This window comes from Clostridium sp., assembly GCF_050717635.1.
In the GTDB taxonomy this organism is placed as follows: Bacteria; Bacillota; Clostridia; order Clostridiales; family Clostridiaceae; genus Clostridium_AD.
The window spans coordinates 547,537-573,079 of sequence record NZ_JBOITO010000013.1 but is presented as its reverse complement, the minus strand read 5'-3'; the positions used below and the strand labels follow the sequence as shown (position 1 = coordinate 573,079).

The 25,543-nt window shown below is 32.3% G+C and carries 27 protein-coding genes and 1 CRISPR repeat array (1 of these 28 cut by a window edge); of the genes, 8 read left to right on the top strand and 19 right to left on the bottom strand.

Annotated features, from left to right (window positions below; translation table 11 throughout):
• Positions 1–1,353: a CRISPR direct-repeat array (repeat unit 32 nt; unit sequence ATTTCAATCCACGCCCCCATATAGGGAGCGAC) (it extends 3,136 nt beyond the left edge of the window).
• 166 nt (positions 1,354–1,519) lie between these two features.
• The 15 genes from cas2 to ACREWB_RS08545 all read right to left on the bottom strand — a co-directional run bounded on the left by cas2 (position 1,520) and on the right by ACREWB_RS08545 (position 13,537).
• Positions 1,520–1,810 carry a CRISPR-associated endonuclease Cas2 gene (gene cas2 / locus ACREWB_RS08615; RefSeq protein ID WP_431547048.1) on the bottom strand — a complete coding sequence of 97 codons (291 nt, stop codon included), beginning with the start codon at positions 1,808–1,810 and terminating at the stop codon, positions 1,520–1,522.
• Positions 1,811–1,818: 8 nt separating this feature from the next.
• Positions 1,819–2,850 (bottom strand): type I-C CRISPR-associated endonuclease Cas1c, encoded by a 1,032-nt coding sequence (cas1c, locus tag ACREWB_RS08610; protein WP_431547047.1) that lies wholly within the window; start codon positions 2,848–2,850, stop codon positions 1,819–1,821.
• Positions 2,850–3,512 (bottom strand): CRISPR-associated protein Cas4, encoded by a 663-nt coding sequence (gene cas4, locus ACREWB_RS08605; protein WP_431547046.1) that lies wholly within the window; start codon positions 3,510–3,512, stop codon positions 2,850–2,852. The genes cas1c and cas4 overlap by 1 nt, the downstream gene beginning before the upstream one ends.
• Entirely contained in the window at positions 3,502–4,359 is an 858-nt protein-coding gene (cas7c, locus tag ACREWB_RS08600; protein WP_431547045.1) for a type I-C CRISPR-associated protein Cas7/Csd2, read from the bottom strand. Before cas7c ends, cas4 begins: the two co-directional genes overlap by 11 nt.
• Before the next feature lies 1 nt (position 4,360).
• Positions 4,361–6,277 carry a type I-C CRISPR-associated protein Cas8c/Csd1 gene (gene cas8c / locus ACREWB_RS08595; RefSeq protein WP_431547044.1) on the bottom strand — a complete coding sequence of 639 codons (1,917 nt, stop codon included), beginning with the start codon at positions 6,275–6,277 and terminating at the stop codon, positions 4,361–4,363.
• Positions 6,252–6,992 carry a type I-C CRISPR-associated protein Cas5c gene (cas5c, locus tag ACREWB_RS08590; protein ID WP_431547043.1) on the bottom strand — a complete coding sequence of 247 codons (741 nt, stop codon included), beginning with the start codon at positions 6,990–6,992 and terminating at the stop codon, positions 6,252–6,254. Before cas5c ends, cas8c begins: the two co-directional genes overlap by 26 nt.
• 14 nt (positions 6,993–7,006) lie before the next feature.
• The gene (gene cas3 / locus ACREWB_RS08585) at positions 7,007–9,424 is read right to left on the bottom strand and encodes a CRISPR-associated helicase Cas3' (protein WP_431547042.1); all 2,418 of its coding nucleotides are present in this window, start codon (positions 9,422–9,424) and stop codon (positions 7,007–7,009) included.
• Between the two features lie 347 nt (positions 9,425–9,771).
• Complete coding sequence (locus ACREWB_RS08580) at positions 9,772–10,005, bottom strand: helix-turn-helix transcriptional regulator (protein WP_431547041.1); 234 nt, start codon at positions 10,003–10,005, stop codon at positions 9,772–9,774.
• Positions 9,995–10,210, bottom strand: coding sequence for a hypothetical protein (locus tag ACREWB_RS08575; protein WP_431547040.1), 216 nt, complete (start codon positions 10,208–10,210; stop codon positions 9,995–9,997). The genes ACREWB_RS08580 and ACREWB_RS08575 overlap by 11 nt, the downstream gene beginning before the upstream one ends.
• Before the next feature lie 293 nt (positions 10,211–10,503).
• Positions 10,504–10,740 (bottom strand): DUF2922 domain-containing protein, encoded by a 237-nt coding sequence (locus tag ACREWB_RS08570; RefSeq protein WP_431547039.1) that lies wholly within the window; start codon positions 10,738–10,740, stop codon positions 10,504–10,506.
• Positions 10,741–10,783: 43 nt separating this feature from the next.
• Positions 10,784–11,008, bottom strand: coding sequence for a DUF1659 domain-containing protein (locus tag ACREWB_RS08565; protein ID WP_431547038.1), 225 nt, complete (start codon positions 11,006–11,008; stop codon positions 10,784–10,786).
• Between the two features lie 114 nt (positions 11,009–11,122).
• The gene (locus ACREWB_RS08560) at positions 11,123–11,284 is read right to left on the bottom strand and encodes a YvrJ family protein (protein ID WP_431547037.1); all 162 of its coding nucleotides are present in this window, start codon (positions 11,282–11,284) and stop codon (positions 11,123–11,125) included.
• Between the two features lie 67 nt (positions 11,285–11,351).
• On the bottom strand, positions 11,352–11,765 hold the full coding sequence (locus ACREWB_RS08555; protein ID WP_431547036.1) for a sigma-70 family RNA polymerase sigma factor: 414 nt from the start codon (positions 11,763–11,765) through the stop codon (positions 11,352–11,354).
• Positions 11,753–12,865, bottom strand: a complete 1,113-nt coding sequence (locus ACREWB_RS08550; RefSeq protein ID WP_431547035.1) for a DnaD domain-containing protein — start codon at positions 12,863–12,865, stop codon at positions 11,753–11,755. Before ACREWB_RS08550 ends, ACREWB_RS08555 begins: the two co-directional genes overlap by 13 nt.
• Positions 12,866–13,375: 510 nt before the next feature.
• Complete coding sequence (locus tag ACREWB_RS08545; RefSeq protein ID WP_431547034.1) at positions 13,376–13,537, bottom strand: YvrJ family protein; 162 nt, start codon at positions 13,535–13,537, stop codon at positions 13,376–13,378.
• Positions 13,538–14,105: 568 nt separating this feature from the next.
• Between ACREWB_RS08545 and ACREWB_RS08540 the strand changes: the two genes are divergently transcribed.
• From ACREWB_RS08540 to ACREWB_RS08505, 8 genes are all read left to right on the top strand, one after another.
• Positions 14,106–14,639: a hypothetical protein gene (locus ACREWB_RS08540; protein WP_431547033.1), complete on the top strand. Its 534-nt coding sequence runs from the start codon at positions 14,106–14,108 to the stop codon at positions 14,637–14,639.
• A 57-nt stretch (positions 14,640–14,696) separates the two neighbouring features.
• Positions 14,697–15,638 (top strand): hypothetical protein, encoded by a 942-nt coding sequence (locus ACREWB_RS08535; RefSeq protein WP_431547032.1) that lies wholly within the window; start codon positions 14,697–14,699, stop codon positions 15,636–15,638.
• 182 nt (positions 15,639–15,820) lie between these two features.
• Positions 15,821–16,399: a bacteriorhodopsin gene (locus ACREWB_RS08530; protein ID WP_431547031.1), complete on the top strand. Its 579-nt coding sequence runs from the start codon at positions 15,821–15,823 to the stop codon at positions 16,397–16,399.
• Between the two features lie 179 nt (positions 16,400–16,578).
• Positions 16,579–17,571: a DUF3231 family protein gene (locus tag ACREWB_RS08525; RefSeq protein WP_431547030.1), complete on the top strand. Its 993-nt coding sequence runs from the start codon at positions 16,579–16,581 to the stop codon at positions 17,569–17,571.
• Positions 17,572–17,640: 69 nt separating this feature from the next.
• Entirely contained in the window at positions 17,641–18,648 is a 1,008-nt protein-coding gene (locus ACREWB_RS08520) for a DUF3231 family protein (RefSeq protein WP_431547029.1), read from the top strand.
• A 395-nt stretch (positions 18,649–19,043) separates the two neighbouring features.
• The gene (locus tag ACREWB_RS08515) at positions 19,044–19,646 is read left to right on the top strand and encodes an SPOCS domain-containing protein (protein WP_431547028.1); all 603 of its coding nucleotides are present in this window, start codon (positions 19,044–19,046) and stop codon (positions 19,644–19,646) included.
• Between the two features lie 231 nt (positions 19,647–19,877).
• Complete coding sequence (locus ACREWB_RS08510) at positions 19,878–21,203, top strand: DUF4317 domain-containing protein (protein ID WP_431547027.1); 1,326 nt, start codon at positions 19,878–19,880, stop codon at positions 21,201–21,203.
• Positions 21,204–21,228: 25 nt separating this feature from the next.
• Positions 21,229–22,080 (top strand): DMT family transporter, encoded by an 852-nt coding sequence (locus ACREWB_RS08505; protein ID WP_431547026.1) that lies wholly within the window; start codon positions 21,229–21,231, stop codon positions 22,078–22,080.
• 219 nt (positions 22,081–22,299) lie between these two features.
• Here the strand turns inward: ACREWB_RS08505 and ACREWB_RS08500 are convergent, their stop codons facing one another.
• The 4 genes from ACREWB_RS08500 to ACREWB_RS08485 all read right to left on the bottom strand — a co-directional run bounded on the left by ACREWB_RS08500 (position 22,300) and on the right by ACREWB_RS08485 (position 25,532).
• Positions 22,300–23,034, bottom strand: a complete 735-nt coding sequence (locus ACREWB_RS08500; protein WP_431547025.1) for an amino acid ABC transporter ATP-binding protein — start codon at positions 23,032–23,034, stop codon at positions 22,300–22,302.
• On the bottom strand, positions 23,018–23,791 hold the full coding sequence (locus ACREWB_RS08495) for an amino acid ABC transporter permease (RefSeq protein ID WP_431547024.1): 774 nt from the start codon (positions 23,789–23,791) through the stop codon (positions 23,018–23,020). The genes ACREWB_RS08500 and ACREWB_RS08495 overlap by 17 nt, the downstream gene beginning before the upstream one ends.
• Positions 23,792–23,800: 9 nt before the next feature.
• The gene (locus ACREWB_RS08490) at positions 23,801–24,613 is read right to left on the bottom strand and encodes a transporter substrate-binding domain-containing protein (protein WP_431547023.1); all 813 of its coding nucleotides are present in this window, start codon (positions 24,611–24,613) and stop codon (positions 23,801–23,803) included.
• Between the two features lie 169 nt (positions 24,614–24,782).
• Positions 24,783–25,532, bottom strand: a complete 750-nt coding sequence (locus ACREWB_RS08485; protein ID WP_431547022.1) for a tetratricopeptide repeat protein — start codon at positions 25,530–25,532, stop codon at positions 24,783–24,785.
• Positions 25,533–25,543: the final 11 nt, after the last annotated feature.

Sequence of the window (25,543 nt, the reverse complement as noted above, 5' to 3'; positions counted from 1 at the left end):
CCACGCCCCCATATAGGGAGCGACTTAAAATCTCCACCCCACTTGTCAAAGGTATCAAATTTCAATCCACGCCCCCATATAGGGAGCGACCATTTATAGATACTTTTAAAATAGTATGGGACATAATTTCAATCCACGCCCCCATATAGGGAGCGACTAAAGATAGGAGAGTTAAGCGTAAGATGTCAGAAATTTCAATCCACGCCCCCATATAGGGAGCGACAACCTAGTACGCTATTCAATCCTAAACATTTTGATATTTCAATCCACGCCCCCATATAGGGAGCGACTTTGGTTTGCATTTGATTGAGTTAAAGAGACAGGATTTCAATCCACGCCCCCATATAGGGAGCGACATACCTTGTGCGTGTTCTCTAGCGACTTCTTTCTGATTTCAATCCACGCCCCCATATAGGGAGCGACTTCCATCAAACTTTCCATCAAATGCGTCAAAATATTTCAATCCACGCCCCCATATAGGGAGCGACAAGCTATATTAGTGCAACGTCAGGCGAGATAAACAATTTCAATCCACGCCCCCATATAGGGAGCGACTGTCCATGCAAATGATGGCACAGTGAGAAAAGAAATTTCAATCCACGCCCCCATATAGGGAGCGACCTTAAATCGTTAATACTGCTACTAAGTTTCAAAGGATTTCAATCCACGCCCCCATATAGGGAGCGACACTGTAAATATAAGACCAACTGCAATCGGTATTAATTTCAATCCACGCCCCCATATAGGGAGCGACTTCAAAAACAGTATATCTTATATCAATAGAATCAATTTCAATCCACGCCCCCATATAGGGAGCGACTAGAGTGCCTATAATAACCAATAGCTTTACCATTAATTTCAATCCACGCCCCCATATAGGGAGCGACAATTCTGCTGATTAACTCATACGGATAAATAAAGAATTTCAATCCACGCCCCCATATAGGGAGCGACCTCCGATAATTGATATGGGCAATAATGATATTGTATTTCAATCCACGCCCCCATATAGGGAGCGACATAGCTACCACAGTACATTATCCGAGTACAGATAAAATTTCAATCCACGCCCCCATATAGGGAGCGACTTTCTTTTACTTTTACCACCGGTAAACTCTACAAATTTCAATCCACGCCCCCATATAGGGAGCGACAAATGAAAATGAAAAAATGAAAATGGAAATGTTAATTTCAATCCACGCCCCCATATAGGGAGCGACTTGTTTTTAGGGTATTTTTAAAAATCATTATTAAGATTTCAATCCACGCCCCCATATAGGGAGCGACTTCTAGTTTATTAGATATAAAAGATAGTAGCATAATTTCAATCCACGCCCCCATATAGGGAGCGACAGCAAAAATACACAAAAATCCACTTAATCTAATAGATTTATGTTCATTTTTACAGTTTTATTCTTTATATACATCACTCCTATCATATATTTTACTGTTTTAAAGAATTGCTCTTATATTTATGGTGCGAAGGATACGGTTATTTCATGTTCACTATATATTCGCACTAAATAATAAGTGGACCTTCAACGTCGAATGAATCCTTTGCCCCGATATGTTCAACCTTGCTTTTATAATTATTCCCTAAATAATAAAACCGCAAACTATCCGTATTCTTATCAATAATTTTCTCAAGTTTATGCTGAACTTCACGACATTTAGCTGCATCTAGTATACATTCAAACACTGAATTTTGGACACGTTGACCATAATTTACACATTGCTTTGCAACCTGACGCAAACGTCGCACACCACTTGGTGTTTGTGTATTTACATCATAAGTTATTAATACTAACATTTTATCACCTACTTCCACATAAAGGTTGGATATCCATCCAGGTCACCACGAATAAACCTAGCCAACAACATTGCCTGTGCATAAGGTATAAGTCCCCATTGTATTTTTTCTTGTAAAAATGGGTGTGTAATTACCTCCTGCTTTTTACTCTGCCAAGCTTTTAACAGATTTTTTCTTGTGTCATCGTCCATAATAACAGCACCATTTTCCTTTTGGGTAAAACCACTTGCATTTATTTCTCTTTTATTGATTAACGAAATAACAAATCGATCTGCATAAACAGAACGTAATTCCTCCATCATATCAAGGGCAAGTGAAATCCTCCCAGGTCTATCTCGATGTAAAAATCCCACATAAGGGTCAAGCCCAACTGTTTCTAACGCTGCAGCAACATCATGCGCTAGTAGTGTATATACAAATGATAGCATTGCATTGACATTATCAAGTGGAGGGCGTTTATTTCGGCCATGAAAATAAAATGAATCCTTTTGTTGAAGAATTAAATCATCAAACACGCTAAAATACTGTGATGCTGCTTCTCCCTCATATCCTCTAAGTTGATCTAAATCACCACTCTGTTGAACCAATTTAAGTGAATTTACAAGAGTTTTAGAAACTCCTTTTAATTTGGCAACATCAAGTCGTACTGCATAGTCCCGAGTTGCACGCTCAATTACCCAACGCGCATTATAAATCTTTCCTATAATAAAATTTCTAGCAATCTTATTGCTTTCATCTGTATTATCCGAAATCCTGTATTGAGCCTTTCTTAAAGTTACATTCCCCCTAACTTCGCCAACTATCCTTGCAAGAAATCTACCACTTTGTTTCATAAAGCTTAATGCAATATTACGTTTTGCACAAGCTCCCATTAATGCTGGGCTTGCACCAGTATAACCAAAAGCAACAATCCCTTCAAGGTTATGCAATGGAATTCTTGAGATTTCTATGTTTTCTTTTAAAATTACAATATTCTCACCATCAAGCGATAAATAGGTATTTGGAGAAGTAACATAAAGTGTATTTAGTAATTTCCTCATTATTCCACCTCCAAAAGATTTTTCTTAATATAATCACAAGCAGAGAGATTTTTGCATAATTTCGGCATACAGACCTCAGTAAGTGAACATGCTTTGCAACTTTTAGATAGTTTGACTTTAGGTGTGTATCTTTTGGCATATAATTCATGCATTTCTTTAGTTATTATTCTAACGTGCTCCCGTAACTCATTGTCAAGTATAACTTTAAGCCTACGTTTTGTTTCCCAATAGAATAAAAACGCTTCTGGAATTTTACATAATAGCATTTCTTCAAGACACATTGCCTGCGCGCATAATTGCAGAAGATCTGATTCATCCTCTTTTGGTTTCCCACGTTTATACTCTACAGGAACAGGCTTATAAGTTCCTTCCCTACCAAATATATTTACCCCATCTTGTGACTTATGCAATTCAACAACATCACAAGCTCCAGTTATTCCAAGTGTGCGAGAGAAAATAGCCATGCCTCTTGAAATAATCAAATCACCACGTTTTTCTTTTACTGTCTCATCATGCGTTTTCTCATGAAGAATTTCACCCTCAATAGTGCGAAGATTTTCTTGCCATTGTTGTTCAATGTGTATTAATGCCCACTGACGCTTACAGAATACAAAGTGCTGTATCCCAGACAATAGCAAAAAATCGTCTTCTTTATATTCCATCATATATTTCTGGAGTTAGACCATCTAATGTTTCATTAGAAATTTTGTAATCACTAATATTTTTTGGTATATCTATCATTGGAACTATCTTTAAACTTCTATGCACCTTTGCAGAAGAATATTGACCCATCTGCGCATTATGTTTCCACCAATAGAGCTTACATACCTCCATGCTACCATCAGGACGAGCAGAGGAACAATCATTTTCGAAAAGTGTAATTAAAGCCTTTTTAATAATGTCACTATCCTCTTCACTAAAACCTGTTTTTGTTGCAAGTTGAGTATTAATGCTCCCATATATTACGTAAACACCGAACTCAACCCTGTGCTTCATTCCCATTGTATCTGAACTTTTCTTATCAGGGTCTTTTTGAGTCTCACCATTAACACTTTTTGTTATCTGCATGCTTGATATTTCAATTGGAGAAACACTTACTGCACAGTGAATTGAAACTGGCCCTCTTATACCTACTGAAACAGAATTATCTTCACCTGCTTTAAATGCAAATACTTGACCAAAACTCCTCACATCAATCCATTTTTCACACGCTATTTTAGCATAGTTTTCCTTATCCTTATTTGATTTTTTAAGCTCTGGGCATCCTTCAGCTCTATCCTTAAGACTTCTAAAACCGTCAGTTCTTCTTTCATCTGATTGAACAAATATTTGCTTACCCATGTCTTGAAAGCGATTCCGAATTTTTCTTTTAATACACACATCAGAAATTTCTCCAAAACCATCATAATTTTCTCTAGGTCTATTTCCGTTTAATGGGTCTCCATTAGGATTTGCATTTTTTGCAGAAACAATAACTGCAAAATCTATTTTATTTATAAATTTGCTCATATTAATTCACTCCTTCGTTTATTTTTTGTAATTTCTTTTTTGCACTTTCCTCTATTCTTTTATTTTTCTCATCAATAAAAACTTGTCTTTGACAATAATATCCTAAAATATAACTATCATCTAATTTCCTTTGACTTGTAAAATCCTCATATGGCAGCATAGAATTTATCTTTGTCATTAATTCAGTTAAACTTGTACCCTTTAGCCCTAATCTTGCCATATATGGCTTAAGCTTATCTGTAATAATTCCCCATGTTCTATAAGGGTGAATTTTAAATTGATGCATTAACCTTTCTGCATTTGTATCTCTTTTTTCTCCTGCGGTATTTAACGCGTATTCTTCAATTTGTTGTGCAACGGCTAAAAGTCTTCCAAAAATATAACTTCTATCATTCTGCTTTTCATCAAGTGACATTGACCATTCCTCCTTAAATTTATCATATCTATATTTTTTAATTAATGCACAAACTATAGTTAATGCTTTTTCCCACTCCCAATTTTCCATAGAGATTGGATTTGAAACACGATTCAATGCTGAATTAACAAGATCATACGGTAACCTAGCACCATCAATAATACACGGTAATAACTTCTCAACAGTTGCTTTCTTCAACTTGTCACTTACTTTACTTCCATAAGCTGATATAGTTATATCTTTAGGAGAAGGAGAGCCAATAAAAGTAATATGTTTAAATTTCGGTTTTCCTTTTTCACTAACTCCATCAGGTACATTCTTATAAGAATGTTTCCAAATACAAGTTTTATTCCAATTCTCAATCCTATTTAAAAAATCAACGCCATTAAGCTCACGGTAATAGGTTATGGATAATCGTCCTACTGTTGCTGCATCTAATCCCATTATTATAATTTCTGCCTTTGTATCAATATCGGAGCCGTAACCTGCAATAGCTTTATTAAGTCTTTTCGCAAATTCTTTTTCTGTTGAAATAGTAAGTATCTCTTCCTCCTCAAACATGCTATCATAAGTATCTTCAAAGATTTCAGGTAATTCTTGATTGTTGGTACCCCAAGCTACTATCACCTGATCTCCATTTTTATAACCCTGCTTATCAATAAGCCAGCGTAGTGCATTATGAGCCTTTTGTGAAGTCTCATATCCTATACTTACAACTTTATTTTTATCACTTTTGCCTCCAAGTCGTCCTTGATATGTAAATCCAGCATCATCATTTGCTGAAATCAACTTCGACTTATCTCCTGTGTGCCTAATCTTTGCCGGATGTTTTTCTGAACAAGGAATTTCCTTTCCTTTTACATAACACAAATTTACTTCTTGTTGAAGACTTAAATAGTAATTAATATAGCTCTCATATACCTCTGGATCAAGCCATACCGCTGATTCATTCTCTCCTTCAAATTCAACTCTGAATCTTATAAAAGCATCACTTTGGTCACTTGTCCCCATCTTTACACCTTTAGAAAGAAGACCAGAATCATCACATAACAATAGCTTTTGACTTATCAAATCTGAAATAATTGATTTCTTTTTTAGATAACTTAAAATTCCACTAACTTTCCTATTGCAATAATGAGAATTGCACCAGCCCTCAAGCTTCTTTATGTACTCAGTGTAGAATCCTGCTGCATTTTTCTTCTCTACGTAAGTTGCATAATCCCCGGCAACATATTGCAATTTATCACATAGCGGGTGAGGTATTATTCCATTACCTCTTGCTGCGGAATCTTCCGTTACAGGGATAATTGTAACAGTTTCTTCTTTTCCAATTATTCTTGCACTTAGAAAATCCCCTTCTCCATTAAGAACAACTTCTATTTGTGCATTTTGGGTTGAATGTGCAATAGGAAGAAGTGGAGTTTTTCTCTCATCTGTTCCTACAACCCCTACTTCACTCTTACAATTCTCATAGGTATCATAAAGTTTCTGAATCCAACTCAATAATCTCCCCCTCCTTTTCAAACTCTGAATATCCACTGAAGTTAGTTTCATCAAATACCTTAGGTTTCATAGATGATAGTTCCCGTTTTATAGTGCATTCATCAGGTTTTAAATATTTTATATAACCATTGTTCATTATTGGTGTCCAAAGTCTGGCTGTCAGGCTGTTCTCCCCAGTTTCATCTGGATAGTCAAAACCATGAAACATTAGCCCAAAGGAAAGTGACCCATAATCATCATAAGCTCCCTCTCCCTCTCCAAATTTACAGGGTTCTACATACGCTTGACACTCCCGTGTTCCAAGGAAAACATCTCGTCTACCACCACATTTAATCATTCTTTTAGCTATTATATGATGCTTATTCTCGTTTCTATCTTTCTCTAGACTGGGACGATTATAGTTCCACTCAAAATGAGCTTTAACTTGATATTCAACATTTGCTAGATAAGTATATATAGACAGTGTGTTTCCCTCTTTACCAAAATTAATTGGACGAATACCTTGGGATTGTGTTTTAATTAAATTCATAACCCTTACCTCATCTATTATCCAAATCAATGTAGGTTTCCAATAAACACTCTCCATGATTCCCTTTAGTGCTTGATATGTAGGAACTTGATAGGAAAACTTCTCTCCTCCAATTCTGTTGATAGGATCACTAAAAAGTGCATATCTCCCACTAACTTTAAATTCAACTATATTTTTGTATTCCAATAGACTCGACCTCCTTAAAAATTGCAAAATTCCATTGGTGAATTATCAAAGGTAACACCAACCTCATCTGTATAAAATTCTTTTCTTAAGGCAATTACTGCATTATTTTTTAATCCAATAAGTGCTCCTTTTTCTTCTAGTTTTCTTCTATCCTGTTCAAATAAATTCACAGAAAATTGTTGTGCCCTTTTTAAATACTGTTTTAACTCACTCAAACTACATTCTCCATTTATAAGAGTTATAAGATGCTCCCCCTCACCATAGGGAACAATTATGCCTGTAGTATTTTGGTCAATTACCTGAAACTCTTTTCCCGCAGTTTTAAATGCTTGCTTTAACATTAATTTTGCTTTGTATCCGTTTCTACTACTAAATTCATTAGCCGCCTCAGTATTTCCTGATAATATACCATACATTGATTTATCGCTGTTTTCCTTTGATAAAGTATAATTCATTTGATTCCTTCGCTCATAAAAATAATATTTGTAATACCTTTCCATTGCCCTTTGTGAAAGTAAATCATTATCAAATATATTGGGATTTTCTTTAAAATCACGTAAAACTCGTTCTGTACACTGCTGGCCTGCTTTAATGTCCACCAATTTACTCACATTTTCGCCTTCAATATTAACTATATAAACCTCACTGCAATCCTCATTTTCCCCATGTCGGTTGCATCTTCCTGCAGCCTGTGCAATATTATCAAGGCCCGCAAGAGAACGAACAACACACCCAAAGGAAATATTAACACCAGCTTCTATTAATTGAGTACTAATACAAATAACCCTCTCCTCGCCTAATTTATCTCTCATATCCTTTAAAATACTCATTCTATGAGAGGGGCACATATTGGTGCTCAAATGAAAAAGAATGTATTGTTTTTCTTTTGGTAATTCTTTATTCGCTGCCTGTAATTCATTAAAAACTTCCTTAGCTGAATTCTTAGTATTTAAAATCACCAATAAACTTTTCACGTGATTCATTTTGTCTATAATAAAATTCTTTAGTGAATTTGCACTATACCCTCCAACAATCATCTTATCCTCCAAATTCACACGCTTAAATTGTTCAAATTTCTCGTGTGCATTGGGAATTATATTAGATTTTTCACTTAGCTTTATTGGCATTTCGGTTTTTTCTAAAAGAGGCTGCGTTGCTGTGCAGAGTATAACTGTTGCATTACAAATGTTTGACAGGAAATTTATAGCACTATTAAACATATTTATACACTTAATAGGGATGGCCTGAATTTCGTCAAATATGATAACTGAATTTGCCAGGTTATGAATTCGCCTAGCGCCTTGAGTTCCTCCGCTAAACAAAGTATCAAGAAACTGTACCATTGTGGTTAGAATAATAGGGCTATCCCAGCGTTCAGTTAAAAGCTTATACGCTTCTAGCTCTTCGTCATTGTCCTTAGAATAATCAATAACAAGATTTGAATGATGTTCTAAAATCATATCCTCGTGACCTAAAATATCTTTTATTTCCTTAGCATTCTGATCAATTATAGTGGTAAAGGGTATAATATAAAAAATTCTATCTTTCTTAAATTCCCTTGCATGAGCTAAAGCATATCTCAAACTTGAAAGTGTCTTTCCTCCACCCGTTGGCACAGATAGGTGATATATTCCAGGCTTATTTACTGCAAAATCCTTACAAGATGAGGACACCTCCACCCTCAATAAATCTATCTTAGTTACTTTGGGATAGCCTTCTAGTTTAAATTCTAACAAAGCAGAAAGCTCATTCCATAAAACTACTCTATCAATATTAATATTCTGTTCTTTACCCTCCATAAATGTGTAGGTATCATATCTATCTGCATCAATAACGCAACTAAAAAGATATTTCTCTAGCATCCCAAATGCAAACCACTTAAATCTAGCAGAGCTATCTATCTTATTGATTTTAATAAGAATAGCTTTTATCTCTTTCGTCGCTTTATTAAACAATTCTTTGATTTGTTCAATTTCAAAACATTCTTCCTTAAAATAATTCAGTGCCTCATCGTATAAAACATCCTTATGCGGACTCATTCTATCTGTAAATTTATCCATACCCTTAAGATCTAAACAATCAATAAGCCCTCCATGATGAGAACAAATAGCAAGTGAAATAATTTGAGCTGTAAACTTTTGATATTGGTCATCAGCATTATAAAAATTATCATAAATATACTTTGCACCAGCAGTAGAATGATTTATTGTACCCTTAAGAGATTTATCCTTAGGGTGCTTAGAAGAATAGCGTATATACGAATCAAATTTTTTTGTTCCCTTTCCCATATCATGTAGAATACCAATTAATTCTCCAGTAGCATCTAATGAAATTTTCGCACCATACTCCTTGGACATAATAGAAACATTATATAAGTGTTCCTTAACGCTTTGTTCCTTAAAAGTTATTGGATTAATATGAGCGCATAGCATATTGTCACTCCTTTGTTAATTGCATTTTACTAAGCTCAAAGTATTTATTCCCTAAATACTTTAAATATTTCAAATTGTTGTATAGTTTATATATTCAACATAAAATTACAATTTCCTTCTATTATTCTAATTATTACAATACATATTAACTTGAAATTATATATTGGAATTAAGATAGCTAAAAACTATATCATAAATAGTTTTTCCATCTTAATTTCTAATAGAATACATAAGCTTTAAATTTTATTTCTAACTTATGTAAGTTTGCTTTAGCTTTAGAGCGAAACTCTACCCGTAACGCGTGTGGAGTTTTTTAAAATAATAGTATCATAACCCAAAACAAAGTCCTACTGATGCTTATCAGTAGGACTTGTTTCCTTTGAGGGTAGAGCTTTAAGTATAAATAATTTTTCGACCGTAGTATTTAATAGTTTAGCAAGATTCATAGCTAATTCCAGAGTAGGATTATACTTTTCATTTTCAATAGCATTTATGGTCTGCCTTGTAACGCCAAGCATGGTCGCTATATCCTCCTGTCTAAATCCAAGTTGTTTTCTTAATTCTCTTATATTATTTTTCATCTTTGCCAAGTTTCCACTTCAAAAAAGATTGAGTTCCTAAAAGCACAAGATTTTGCGATATTAAAAGAAGAAATCCTAAACCCAATACTCCTGTCTGAGTGAATTCATAGATAACCCAAACAAATAAAAATAGGATTGTATAACCCCAAGCCCATTTTATCGCTTTTAAACTAATACTAAGTTCCATCTCATCCATTTTTCTCATAAAAATCACTCCCTTATTTAAATTATAAGTAACTTACCCACCACTAAAATAACTATAAAACATAACAACGCACAATATTTTTTTCATAATAATAACTCCCATAATGTAAAAACCATTTTACATTTTCATTTTAACACTAACTCTAACAAAATGTAAATAGTTTTTTACCTTTTATTGATTATACCTCAGGAGCTTTACTATCCTATAACAAATACAACATCCTTAACTTCTCTGATTTAACTTTTTAATAAAAAAATCTTCCACCAAGAATTAATCTTAGTGGAAGATCTTCACTATGCTACGTCAACTGTATTAGTATCAGTAGTAACTACTTTAGCATCTTTCTTGCCAGTTAAGTTACCACTGGCTGATTCAAAAATGCTCTTTGCAATGACTAAATCCATGAGCGCATTTACCTCAACATCTGTCACAGTTGGAACTCCATCCCCATCAGCTTTAATGTCATCTACAGTTAAAGTAAAATACTTACCTTCTGTAGCTGTTAAAAATCTCATAACTAATTTATGCATATCCTTTTCCCTCCTTTAAATTATTTAACCCTCATAGCTAAAACTATTCACTAACTAAGTTGAACTGATCTTCTCTGTCTAGTCTGAATAACGGATATGTTTTGATGTTTGAGATAGCTTCCCCTACAGCAAAAACGTCCTCGTCTAGTGCAGCAACCTTTAGATTGCTTAATCTTTTTGTTGCATAAGTGTCTTTACCTTTGATGTCAACTCCAGTTTTCATAGTAAGCTTTAATGTGCTTGCTACCTTTGTAGATACTACTGCCATACTGAATCACTCCTTTCTTTTTTTCTTTTCACAGCATATATATGCTCTTCCAAAAGTTATTGCGTTTTTTTTGAAAATAAAAGTAAAAAAATAAGGATACAAAATTCGGTATCCTTATTTTTCAGATTTTCCTATAACGGCGGATATAACTGATGTTAAATTAGAGATAGATTTATTGAGATCCTCAATTTTCTTCTCAAATCTAACAAGCAGATATATACTCACTCCTATAGGGAAGCCAACTGTATTAACCAGTTTAACAAATGCATCAAACATGCTGCATTCCTCCCCTCACCGTCATAAATAATATATATGCTTTTTAAAATTATTTTGCATATGTTTTTTAAATATACTTTCTTAGTTTAGCTAAAGCTTTATTTTTAACTCTCGCATAGTGATAATAACTATTGTCTCCCTCACAGGCTATTTCTTTAAGGCTATTCTCTAATAGGTAGAATCTCTCCACAACTTCTCTCTCAGAGGGCTCTAATTTCTCTAGTGCAGCATAGAGCTTTTTAACTTCCTCGTAAGCTATTACCTCATCTTCTAAGGTAAAACTGTAATCTGCAGCTGCACCTAGACTTATAAGCTCTGAATTTGGAACTTCTCTATAATGCTTTATTTTACCCTTTAAAAGAGCTTTGAAATTAGTTTTAATAGCATTTATGCAGTATCCATTAAAGCTGTTACTGCCTAGTTTGTACATACCAATCACTTTAATAACAGAAAGATACCCTTGCTGAACTAGGTCTTCCATAATACACACCGTCCTTTATAATATGTTAAATGATCAACATCTTGTCCACTTTTTAAATAAACTTTCTTCTCAGGCTCACTCCACCCCAATAGCTTTTTCTCAAGCTCATCAAAGTCATATTGCCTTTGGTCATAATCGCAGAAAGTACCCCTTTTTTTATTTCCATTTGCAGATGAATTCTTTTTATTATCCCATTCCCTTTGATAAGCTCGTACATCATCTGTAGTCTTAATACCTCTGCCTATCCAGGAGTTTATTATTTTAGTTATATACTTAATATTTTTAGCGTTATAATTTACTGCTTCCTCAATTGCCATAATAACCACTTCGCAGCTTACATCCCGTGTAAAGTCCATTAGCTTTTCATGTTCTAGTGGTGACAGTGGATGAATATTATTTTCGAAAACTTTAATTACACTTGAATTGTCAGAAGCAGAATTATTTTTAGTACTTCTTACTTCTTCTTCTTTATTTATTGCTTTTTGCTTATTACTTTTTATTTCTTCTTTATTACTTCTTATTCTATTACTTGGTAGCCCCTTATAAGCCCCTTCATAGCCCCTTTCCTCAGTATTGTATAAAGGTGCAAAGCATTGATTTTCCTCAGTCTTCTGATTATCACAAGGTTTTTCATCACTTACTGATTTAATATTCGGAGTATCCTTAGTAGCCCCTTGTAAGCCCCTATAAAGCCCCTCAAATATTTTCTCTATCTCTAAATCCTCCACCTCACACCTCTGATAAAGCATCTCAATAAATTTAAAATTTTTCACTTTACACAATTCTTTATTTACGCATTTTATTGCATTTATATTGTTTGGCGGATTAAATCTTATCCAGTTTATAATCATGATTTCTTTTGTTTCATTACAATAAACTATCTTATTGTACTCACAGAACCTATTAAGAAGCTTGTCTATAGTTTCTCTATTATAACCAGTCTCAGTAACTATGATTTGTTTTGGAAGTTCATAAATACCACACTGACTGGTTTTCGAATTAGTCATTAAATAAAGATAGAAAAACTTTTCTTCAGGTGTTAAATCCATTACAAAACCATCACTCCAGAACTCAGTATACAGCTGTCTATATTTAGCCATTGTTAAATCCTCCCTCTAATCAAAGCATCTTGTTTATTATTTTCGGCACTTAAAATTTTCATTTCATAATTAACTGCCATCAGCTCACCACTTTACAAAAGTAATTTTATCCATTTGGTAATATAATTATATTACCAAAATAGTAACAAGTCAATGGATTATTGAATAATTTTTATATATTTGGTAACATTAGGTGATTGATTAAAGTAAAAATACAAAAGGCTGGATGCTTATTTTTAGCAAGTATAGGTCAACCCGATTCTATTTATATGTTTCTGTTTGTTTGTCAAAATCATATATTACTTAACCATGATACCAACCTGTTTTACCATATCATTTTCGAATTTTTCTTTTATTCCTAGAGCCCAATTATATGAATTTTCAAATAACGTTCCCTTTTCATTTTTATAAATATATTATTTGTTAGATAGCGAAGCGAGGCTCTACCTGTAACGCATGTGGAGTTTTTAAAATAAAACTAAAAAAATAAGGATACCAGATTCGGCAACCTTATTTTTCAGATTTTCCTATAACGGCGGATATAACTGCTGTTAAATTAGAGATAGATTTATTGAGATCCTCAATTTTCTTCTCAAATCTAACTAAAAGATATATACTCACTCCTATAGGGAAGCCAACTGTATTAGCCAGTTTAACAAATGCATCAAACATGCTGCATTCCTCCCCTCACAGGCTATTTCCTTAAGGCTATCCTCTAAAAGATAGAATCTCTTCACAACTTTCCTCTCAAAAAAATCTAATTTCTCTTAAGCAAGTATAGCTCTTCACTTTTTTAAAAACATAGCCAGGAGCCGATTGATAAGTAAACGCAGAAATCCTCCTTTGATAAAACAAAATTACAGTTTTATTCATAGCAGAAATGAATAAGAAGAAGCATAAATATTTTAAAAATGACAAAACTATGTAACATTACTAACAAAATTTTAGAAAGGTTGTGACATTATGAATTCTGAGTTCATTATATTGCACTGGCTTTACGTTGCCATAATGGCTGGCGGTGCAATAGCGATAATTATTATGAGCAAAAATCCAAAACGTGTTCCAAAGATGGATTACTTTATTACAATATTTTGTGTGTAAAGCCCACTCCTTGAGGTGTGGGATGAATAGCACTTGCCGATAGGCAACAAATGATTAATAAATAGCAATACGTGCATAAAAATATATAGAAATGCAAAAAATAAGACATTAAGGTTTAGAGAAAGTGAGGTGAATATTCATGGCTAAAAAAGAACCTAAACAACGATTTGTATTGAATTTAAAACTTAAAACTGAAAGGTGGCAGGAAGACATTTTAGATGCACGCTTTGATATCGGTAGACTTATCTATAATTCAGTTCTAGGTAAAGCTTTGAAAAGATACAAAGAAATGTGCAAGACTAAGAAATGGAGAAATAATCAAAATGAATTAGCAAATATCTACAAGAGTTTTAAAAGTTATGATAAGAAAGAATTGAGTAAGCTTTGTATTCCATATTTTGATATTAAAAATGAAATGCTTAAAGAATTTAGGCTGACAGAATATTTACTTCATCAAGATGTAAAATCAACGCAGCATACATTTAAAAACAATGTAGACAGTTTCACTGCTCAAAAGATTGCATCAAGAGTATGGAAAGCTTTAGAAGCTAATCTGTTTGGCAAAGGTGAACAAGTTCATTTTAAAGGCCGAAATAACCAGTTGAATTCATTAGAAGGTAAATCTAATGGCACTGGCATAAGATATGATATTGAAACAAATATTTTTAAATGAAATGGGTTAAAGATTGGAACAAACTTTAATATATATAACCAATATGAGATAGATACTTTGAGTAACAATATATGCTTCTGTAGAATTAAAAGAAAATTTGTACGCGGAAGATATAAATATATACTTCAAATAGTTTTAGAGGGGGGAGCTCCTGTTAAGGTTAACAAAGAGACTGGAGAGATTAGAAATGATATAGGAATTGGAGATTGCGGAATAGATATAGGTACACAAACAGTTGCTTATACTTCTGATTATGATGTTAAGCTATATGAATTGGCTCCACATGTACAGAATATTGAAAATAAAAAACGTAGAATTCAAAGGTATATGGATAGAAGTAAGAGAAAATTTAATCCTAATAACTTCAATGAAAATGGTACTATTAAAAAAGGTATTAAATTAGAATGGAAGTTTTCGAAGAAATATAGCAAAGCTAAAAACAAACTAAAAGATTTATATAGACAACAGACTGATCTAAGACAGCAAGATCATAACATAATGGGCAATGAGTTATTAAAAAATTGTAATGTGGTATATGTTGAAGAAATGAATTTTAAGACACTACAAAAACGTGCTAGAAAAACAACTGTAAATGAGAAAACTGGAAGGATTAATAAGAAGAAACGATTTGGGAAATCACTTGCAAATAAAGCCCCTAGTAAATTTCTAACTATATTGGCAAACAAATTAAAAGCTAAAGGTGGAAAATACTTTGAAATTAATACTAGAGAAGTAAAAGCGTCACAGTACAACCATTTAAGCCATGAATACAATAAAAAGAAACTATCTCAAAGATGGAATTATTTTGAGTATAATGGAGAGGAAATTAAAGTGCAAAGGGATATATATTCCGCATACTTAATAAAAAATGTTGCTGAAGATTTATGCAACATACATTTTGAGAAATGTAGTGAAGGGTTTGATAAGTTTTTAGAATTGCATAATAAGGAAGTTAGAAGATTGCAAGGAATGAATAATTTAAGTAGTATAGGAATCTAAAATATAAAAAACGTCTTGAAATGGGCGTTATGCTATCGCTAATGGATTGGGAGCAATTCTTGATGGTGAAATTCTTAGGGAAAATAATTAGTGTTAACTGTCATTCGTGATGTTAAAGAAAGTTATTTAGTACTTAAGAACCCCCTGCATTTATGCGTGGGAGTTTCAGTTTTCTGATACCAATGTGTTCTGCAATTGCTTATACATCTATGGCAATTGGTCAAGGGATGATAGAAATAGCCAACCAAATAACATTCTATGCACGTTATTTAGATTGGGTTGTCACTACACCTCTTTTACTATTGTCTCTTTGTTTAACAGCAATGTATTATGTACCTAAAAACAAAGTAATTATAATTGGAATCATGACAGCTGATGTAGTAATGGTATTGTGTGGTTTAATTGCTGATTTATCTACAGGCGTCAATAGGTACATTTGGTTCTCCATTGGTATGATAGCATTTCTAGTTATCCAATGGTTAATTTGGGTGCCTATCAGAAATATTGCACGTGAACAAAACCCCAATCTGTATAAGCTTTACTTAATCTTATCAGGATATTTATCAATACTATGGATTGGTTATCCAACTACTTGGATAATTGGACCATCTGGATTAGCATTAGTTTCTCAGAGAGTAGATACTTATCTATTTATAATTCTTCCAATTTTCTCTAAGGTAGGATTTGGTTTATTGACATTATTAGGACTTAGGAAATTAAAAAGTCCAGCCAATAATGCTGCAATAAAATCAGCTATCTAAACAGTAGCTATAAGGTGAATGTGAATCCTATTTTCTTGAATTTAGTGATGCCTATTCCACCTTTTCAATTTTATAGTTTCATTTTTTATATACGACTTAGAAATTACTTAAGGCAAACATATTAACTTATAAAAAAGCAAATACTACATACATTGATTATGAAACAGGAGGCTATATTTATGAAAGATATTATGGAAATACCTTTAATTTCAACGGAAATAACAGGTTTATGGAATTCTTATATGAGCGATACTTTGATAGTGTGTATGACTAAGCATTTTTTAAATAATGTAGAAGATAGCGAAATTCGTGATATTTTACAACAAACTTCAGATTTAGCAAATCAGCATATACAAGAATTAACAAATATTTTTAATAGGGAGAAGCTGACCCTTCCTGATGGATTTAATAACAAGGATATAAATATGGATGCTCCACGTCTATTTACTGATTCTTTCTACCTTCATTATTTGACCTTTATGTCAAGGACTGGAATGCATAATTACACTCGGATTTTAAATCTGATAGCACGTTCCGATATTAGAGCTTATTTTTCTAAACGCATTGTCGAATACGTTGACCTTTATAACAATTCATCAGATTTAAGATTATCAAAGGGAATCGCCATTAGAGCCCCACTTGTAGCAGTTAATAAGGAAATCCAATATGTAAAAAGTCAAAGCTTCTTAACAGACTGGTTTGGAGAAAAAAGACCTTTACTTACAGATGAAATAACCCATATTTTCTCCAATATTTTTTCGAATTATGTAGGGAGAGCTATAACAACGGGATTTGGTCAAGTTTCTAAAGATAAAAAAGTTTCCGATTATTTTTTTGAAGGAAAAGATATTGCAACGGAACGTATTAGTGAATTAACTTCACTCTTAACTAATGAAGCAATTCCAATCCCATCTACTTCAGATTCTTTTGTAACTGACTCTACAGTTGCACCCTTTTCACAAAAATTGATGTTAAATCATATAGCAGCTTTAACTTCACAAGGGATAAGTAGTTTGGGTATGGCTGTACCAGACAACTCGAGGAGAGACCTTGAGACTATTTTCATTAAATATTTACTTTCAAATTTGAAGTATGGTAAAAAAGGTGCAAATATTATGATTGATAATGCATGGTTTCAACAGCCCCCCCAAGCAGTAAAACAAGAAAATTAGCAGGAGTTTAAATTTAATAAGCTCAAGATACTAATTTAATTAATTAATATAATACAGGAGGTTATATTCATGACAGATATTGCAAAAATTCCTTTAGTTTCAACAGAAATATCAGGCATATGGAATTCTTATATTGCCAATACCATGATTGTTTGTATGATTAAGCATTTTATGAGTAATGTAGAAGATAGTGAAATTCGTACTATTTTACAACAAACTTTAGATTTATCAAATCAGAATATACAAGATTTAACAAATATATTTAACATGGAAAAACTGACTCTTCCAGATGGATTTAATGACAGCGATATAAACCAAGGTTCTCCGCGCTTGTTTAGTGATTCTTTCTACTTGCTTTATTTAAGCTATACGGCAAGAGTACAAATGCATAAAAGTACTCTTATATTAAATCATATAACACGTTCTGATATTAGAGCTTTCTTTTCAAAACTTATTAATCAAAACATTGACCTTTTAAACAATTCGGTAGATTTAAGGTTAGCAAAGGGTATCTATATAAGAGCTCCACGAGTAGAAGTTAATAACGAGGTCCAATATATAGAAAGTCAAAGCTTTATTACAGACTGGTTTGGAGAAAAAAGACCTTTACTTACAGCCGAAATAACTGCTGTTTTCAGCAATATTTTTACATGTATAATGGATAGAGCGATAGCAACAGCATTTGGTCAAGTTTCTAAAGATAAAAATGTTTCCGATTATTTTTTTGAAGGAAAAGATATTGCAACAAAACATATTGATATACTAACTACACTGTTTACCAATGAAGGCATCCCAGTCCCATCTACTTCAGACTCATTTGTAAATGATTCTACAATTTCACCCTTTTCAGAAAAATTTATGATGAACTATATAAGAGTGATGTTATCTTCAACACAGATAAGCAGTGCGTGTATGTCTATATCAGAAACCTTAAGAAGCGACCTTGTGGGTAAGTACATTAACTGTGTATATGAATTAATGAAATATAGTAAAAAAGGTGCAAATCTAATGATTGACAATTCGTGGTTACAAGAATCGCCACAAGCTGTAAAACATGAAAATTTAGTGGGAGTCTAAGATTAATACGAATATATTTAAGCTTAATTGCAATGGTGCGTATAAATATTATGTTATGTCAACAAACTATATACTAGAAAATGGAGTGTTACCGACAAACATCAAGAGCAGAAATTTCTGCTCTTTTATTAGTTTAGATGGTACCACTTGTCCATATACGTTTCCAAATTTTTCCGTCCCCCCTTTCAACACCGTCCTTTCAATTAATACTCCATATAGTAGGTGGCCGCGCAGCCCCTATAAATAATTTCTTCTATACAAAAATCTAGTAACACAAATAATTTAACTGCATAAAATATATTACAAACGAAGGATTACATAACATTAATCCTTAATGAAGTATCTTCATTATTGAACTATGTTATTAAAAATATATTAAAGGGGTTTTAAATTATATGTATAAAGAGAAAGTACGCAGCAACCCATATACTAAGATGGTTCCAACTCCTAATACACCAGCATCAGTAAATGCACTTCCAATTCCTGTAATTGGAAAATTTGGACAAAAAGAAGAATTAGTAGTGAAACAAATAACACTAGCACCACTAAGTCCTCCTATTTTTCGTATTGTAGCTATTGATAAAGTCGTTACAGTTACAAATTTTAAACTAGCATCAATTACTGCACCTGGGATATGCCACCCATGGTGGACTGCAAAAGTAATAATTGATGGATATATTGATAAAAATATATTATATAAGACAATAACCGATTTTACAGAGGAAGCTGTAAGTGGACCAGTACACCAATATACAACAAGAATAGAATTCGCAACTTTTGTTGAAGTAAAATCGATAGATCAAATCTTTTTAACTGACCACGTTGAAATATGTGAATCCATTGTTGAAGGCGATTTAGATGAGTTATTAGATCCAAATGATGTTGCACCAGGTGCACCCGCTTTTGCAATCACCTATAATTCACTTCTAGAAAAAATGATTGTAAAAATCGTGGTTAAAATTACAAGAAACGATTACAACAATTGCTGTGCAAGATAACTTGCTTAAAAATATTTTAAAGATGTATTAGATTACCCATTTTAACTAAATGTAAAATAGTATAATATTTGATTAAGCACAGTTGTTATTTTTTACAACTGTGCTTTTCGCATATTTTTAATTTAATGAATATATAAACCCTTTATTTAATGCAAAAAAAATACTATAATTAATAATGATACTATATTAATTATAGCTACAAATAAAAACTATACATTGAGGAGTTTATATATGAGAAAAAAAGATATACTTGAGTTAAAAAAACGTTTTAAAAAAGAACAATGCACCTTCACTAAAATGTGTGGCTGCTATGTTAATGGAGAAAAACATACTATATTAAAATTCAGAGAAAGCTTTCTAAATTTAGATGAAGACGAATACTTTAAATACTTAGAAATTGCTAAAAAAGTACTGTCTGGACCTATTGGAAATAATATTTTAGAACTTAACTTTGAACCTAACGAAGATTTTACAAATGAAAGACAACTTTCACTTATGCAGCTTAAAAACAGTCAACTAAAAGATGATGCTATTCTTGATACTTTTTATGATTTGATTATTTCTAATTATGATTACACTGGTAATTTTTTAATACTGTTTTTTCATGATGCTTATGATGTTATTAGTAAAACCAAAGATAATATAAAGATAGATGAATCTGAAGAAGTATATGAATATGTGTTATGTGCAATATGCCCAGTTTCACTTTCAGAACCTGGTCTTAGATACTTTGAAGAAAATAACAAGATAAAAGCACGTATTAGAGATTGGGTAGTTGAGTCCCCCACTAATGGCTTTGTGTTTCCAGCTTTTATTAATCGTAGCTGCGATGTTAACTCAATTATGTATTACACAAAAAATGCAAAGGATACACATCCTGAATTAATGGAAAATGCACTAGGTTGTACTTCAAAACAAACTGCTACAGTGCAAAAGGAAACATTCCACTCAATTATTAAAGATTCTTTTAGTACTGATGAAAATAAGGCTGATAAAATTTTTATGGACATACAAGAAAACCTAAGCACTATGATAGAAGAATACAATGCTCTAAATGATGATAAAGATTCTGAACCTATAAGCTTAACAAAGAAGGATATACAAAACCTTTTTATAGACAGTGAAGTTCCACCTGAAATTACTACTATGATTGAAAACTCCTATGTAGAAACCTTTGGTGATGATATCCCTTTAGCAAAACATTTAATTGACGCAAAGGCTCTTAAGGCAAATGTGCAAAGGAAAAAGGAAGAACGCCTTTACAAACAAGTAGAAGTACTTCAAACTAGACTTGATCAAGTTAAACAAGAGCAAACTTTGAATAATGAAACTCAACTGTCTACAGAAATTAGTGATGACAATGTGGTTTTAGAAGAAGCTTGCGCAACTGATTTAGAAGATAATAATGTTACCCCTGATTATGATATTATACTTCAAGTAAAGCCCGAAAAAATATCTCAAATAAAATCTCAAATAATTAATGGCCAAAAATGCATAGTTATTCCTGTAAACGACAATGAACAAACTACGGTTAATGGCATAAATAATTTGATTTAAAACAATTTTATTTGGAGGTAACTATTTGAAGATAAAAAATAAAAGTCTAATGGAAATTCATATAGCTGTTTTTTTGTTTGGTTTATCGGGATTATTTGGGAAGCTGCTAGCGTTGCCATCAATGATAATTGTTTTTGGGAGAGCTTTTTTTTCAAGTATTTTTTTATTACTTATAATGCTTTATCTTAAGAAAAATATAAAACTAAAGCAACATAAACATTATTTTTATTTGGGAGTAATGGGTGTGATTTTAGCAATCCACTGGAGCACTTTTTTTATAGCTATCCAAGTGTCTACAGTAGCAATAGGCTTACTCACATTTTCTACATTCCCTGTTTTTGTTACTTTTCTTGAACCATATTTTTTTAAAGAGAAATTTAAGTTATCAGATATTGTAATTGCAATTATTACATTCTTAGGTGTAATGCTTGTCATTCCAAAGTTTGAACTAAGCAATAACTTAACTCAAGGTGTTTTATGGGGAATAGTATCTGGTTTTACTTATGCAATTCTTTCAATGCTTAATAGAAAGTATGTAAAAGACTATTCAAGTATGGTAATTGCTTTTTATGAACAACTTGTAGCAACAATTGTATTAATTCCATTTTTATTTTTGCAAAAACCTGTTTTTCAACCTAAAGATATATTATTACTTATCTTATTAGGTACAGTTTTCACTGGAATTTCTCATACATTGTTCATAAATGGTTTGAAAAATACCAAAACTCAAACCGCAGGCATTATTACGAGCCTTGAGCCAGTTTATGGTATCACTTTTGCTGTTTTTCTATTAGGTGAAATACCAACTTTAAGGGAAGTTTTAGGTGGAATTATTATTTTAGGTACTGTTTTTTACTCAACTATTAGATCTAAATAATTTATTTTTCACTGACAAGTTTATTTAAAATGTATTATACTAGTACTAAGGAAATATAAACCTTACAACGATGAAACTTTTTAATAATGCAGTCAGATATAAATGTAATATTGACGGAAAAGCAATTGAATTATTTAATGAAGGCGAAGAATGGTGGATTCTAGTATAGTACTACTTTAATAAATTTAGCACCATATGTTTAAAAACCATATGGCGCTATTATATTTTCCACTCAAGTATCTTATTTAAAAAACTCTTTAGCTTATCTGATTTAGGGAATTCGAATATTTCCGAGCTTTTACCACTTTCAATTATTTTATTATCTGCTAAATATATGGCCTTTTCACAAGCATTTTTAGCAAAACCCATTTCGTGAGTTACAATTATAGTTTTTAGGCCATCATTTTGAAGCTCACCCAACATATCTAGCACTTCCGAAGTATACTCTGGATCAAGGGCTGAAGTTGGTTCATCTAGTAATAAAAGTTTTGGTTTTACAGCAACTGCCCTTGCTATGGAAATTCTCTGCTGCTGGCCCCCTGAGAGCTGAAATGGATATTTGTCCTTCTCCTCCGATAACCCAAATCTCTCAAAAAGCTTATTAGCTGTTTGTATTGATTGTGCTTTATTTATGCCAAAGCTATGTATAAGTGGAAGCGTAACATTTTCCATAGCTGTAAGATGCTCAAAAAGACCTTTAGATTGAAATACAAATCCAATGTTTCTTCTATAATTTTGCAATAACTTTTCATTAAAATCAATTTTCTGCCCATCAATATACATTTCCCCAGAGCTTGGTACAAGTAGCCCACCAATAATACGAAGCAAAGTGGACTTCCCCCCTCCAGAGGGACCAATAATGGCAATTGAGGTAATATCATTTTCAAAGCATATATCTTGTAATACTACTTTATCTTCAAAACTTTTGGCTATATGTCTAAGCTCTATATTCATGTTTATACCTCCTTTCAAACATTCCAGATAACATTGATATGAAAAAAGTAAGTATAAAGTATAAGAATCCAACAAATATATAATTTTCGAACATTCTAAAGTTGTCTGCTGATATTTCTTGTATTGTTTGTGTAAGTTCAATCACCGCAATTACAGAAAGTAGAGACGAATCCTTTATTATGGATGAAAACTGGCCTGCTAGTGCTGGCAATATTCTTGACATTAAAATAGGAAATGTAACAAGCTGAAAGGTTTTTAAAGGAGTAAGTCCAATGGCTTTAGCTATTTCATATTGCTGATTATCAATGCTTTGAAGGCCCCCCCTAATAATTTCAGAAATATAGGCTCCTTCAAATATTGAAAGGATTATAATTCCAGATAAGTATCGGTTATCAACACCCCAAGCGGTACCTATAATATAGTAAAAAATGTAGATTTGCACCAAAAGTGGTGTACCTCTTATTAACTGTACATATATCTTACATAGATAATTTATTGTTAATATTTTTGAATTTTGAAAAATAGCAGTTAATGAACCAATAAATAGACTTATTATTAGACTTCCAATAGATATAACTATCGTCATCAAAAATCCCTGCCATAACCGCTGTTTGTATTGAAACAGCGTTGTAAAATCTAATTCCAAGCCAGCTGAATCCACAGATAACCAAACAAAACCAATTAGAATTAGACCTACACTAATGGCACTTAAAACTTTATTTAAAACCGTGGGCTTTTTATAAGTTGTATATTTCATATTATCTCCTTAATCGAAAAACCATGGGAAACCAAGTTTATCAAAAATTTGTTTTTCCTCTGGCATATATTTACTTGTAAGATTATTAAATTCACCATTTTGTTTGTATTCTTTTAGAAAATCATTTATTTTATTTAATAGTTCAGAATTCTCTTTCTTAACAGCCATTCCCCAATTCTCACTGTCCTGGAACGGTATTAATATAGCCTTTGTAGTGTCCTTATTAGACTGATTCTGACGGTAAATTGTTAGCTGATCATAAATAAAAGCATCTGCTTTTCCTTGAGTAACTTCTGTAACACATGCATTTTCTGATGAAAGCGCATTTATCTTTGCTTTTGTCAAAAATTTTGTTGCATATATATATCCTGTAGTCCCTTTTTTAACATCTATAATTTTACCCTCTTGATTTAAGTCCTCAATTTTATTTACACTGGTGTTATTATTTACTAATAATGCAAGATAGGAATGAGCATATGGAATGGAAAAGTCCACAACCTTTTTACGTTCATCAGTAATAGTCATAGAAGATATAACAACATCTACCTTTCCAGTCTGAAGTGACGGAACAAGTCCATCCCAATTAGTATTTTCAATTTTCACAGGTCTTTTTAAATATTTACCTAAAGCACTTGCCAAATCTACGCTAACACCGCTTGGAGTACCTGCTGCATCTTTTGTTTCAAAAGGTGGATATGCAAGCTCCATTCCTACAACTAAAGATTTGTCCTCAGTACTTATATCTTTCTTCTTTGATTTGCAACTTGTAAACAATGTTGTTATAAGTATTAACACTAATAATGTTGGTATTATTTTTTTCATAAACACCAGTCTCCTTATTTTCTAAATTCCTATTTCGGAAAATATTTTGCCATTCTTTACTAACATAACATCTTCAATTGTTGTATTTGGTTTACCTTATTATAGGATATCAAAGAGTACTTACTTTAGCAAGAATAATAGTATGAAAAATAGAGCTAGCAGATAACTGCTAACTCTTAATTAAAGATTGAAATTCGTCATAATTTTTCACATTATTAAAATCCTTTTCAGTTTTTGCCATTTCTTTTATGCCAGGGTTTAGGCTTATTGCAATTTTCAAATACTTTATTGTATTTGAAACATCTCCCCTTCGTCCATAAATACTAGATATTCCGTAATATGTCCAAACATAATTTTCAACTTGTAAATCCTTGTTATACCATAAAAGAGCGTTATCATAATAACCGTATAATTCGTAAGCTAAGCCTTTATTAAATAATGCATATCCAAAATCAGACTTCATGCTTAAACTTTTATCTATATTTGCCATGCCATTTTTAAAATCACCTGAATAACATAAGGCAATTCCCTTTAAATTATATGCCTTATAGAAATCAGGAGACTCATGAATCACTTCATTTTCAAGCTTTATTGCAGTTTTATAGTCACCTTTAAAAAAAGCATTATAACCCTTCTCATATTTATCTTGAAGCTGTTTTTGGGCAGTTTGCAAATTGTTATTATCACTATTATATATTTTAGTTGAAGTGCTATTAGTACCTTTTACATTGTTAGCATTGTTTGTACTAATAGTTTTATTTTCACTATCTGCCTTACTTGAAGTGCCAGTATTACTAGCTTTGTTTTGTGTTTGGTTTATATCAGCATGTTTCTTTTGAGCAAGAGCAATGCCACCGATCAGAATCAAAAGTATAAAAGCTACAGCTAAAAATGCCTTAGACCAGACTGCTTTTTTCATTAGATTACACC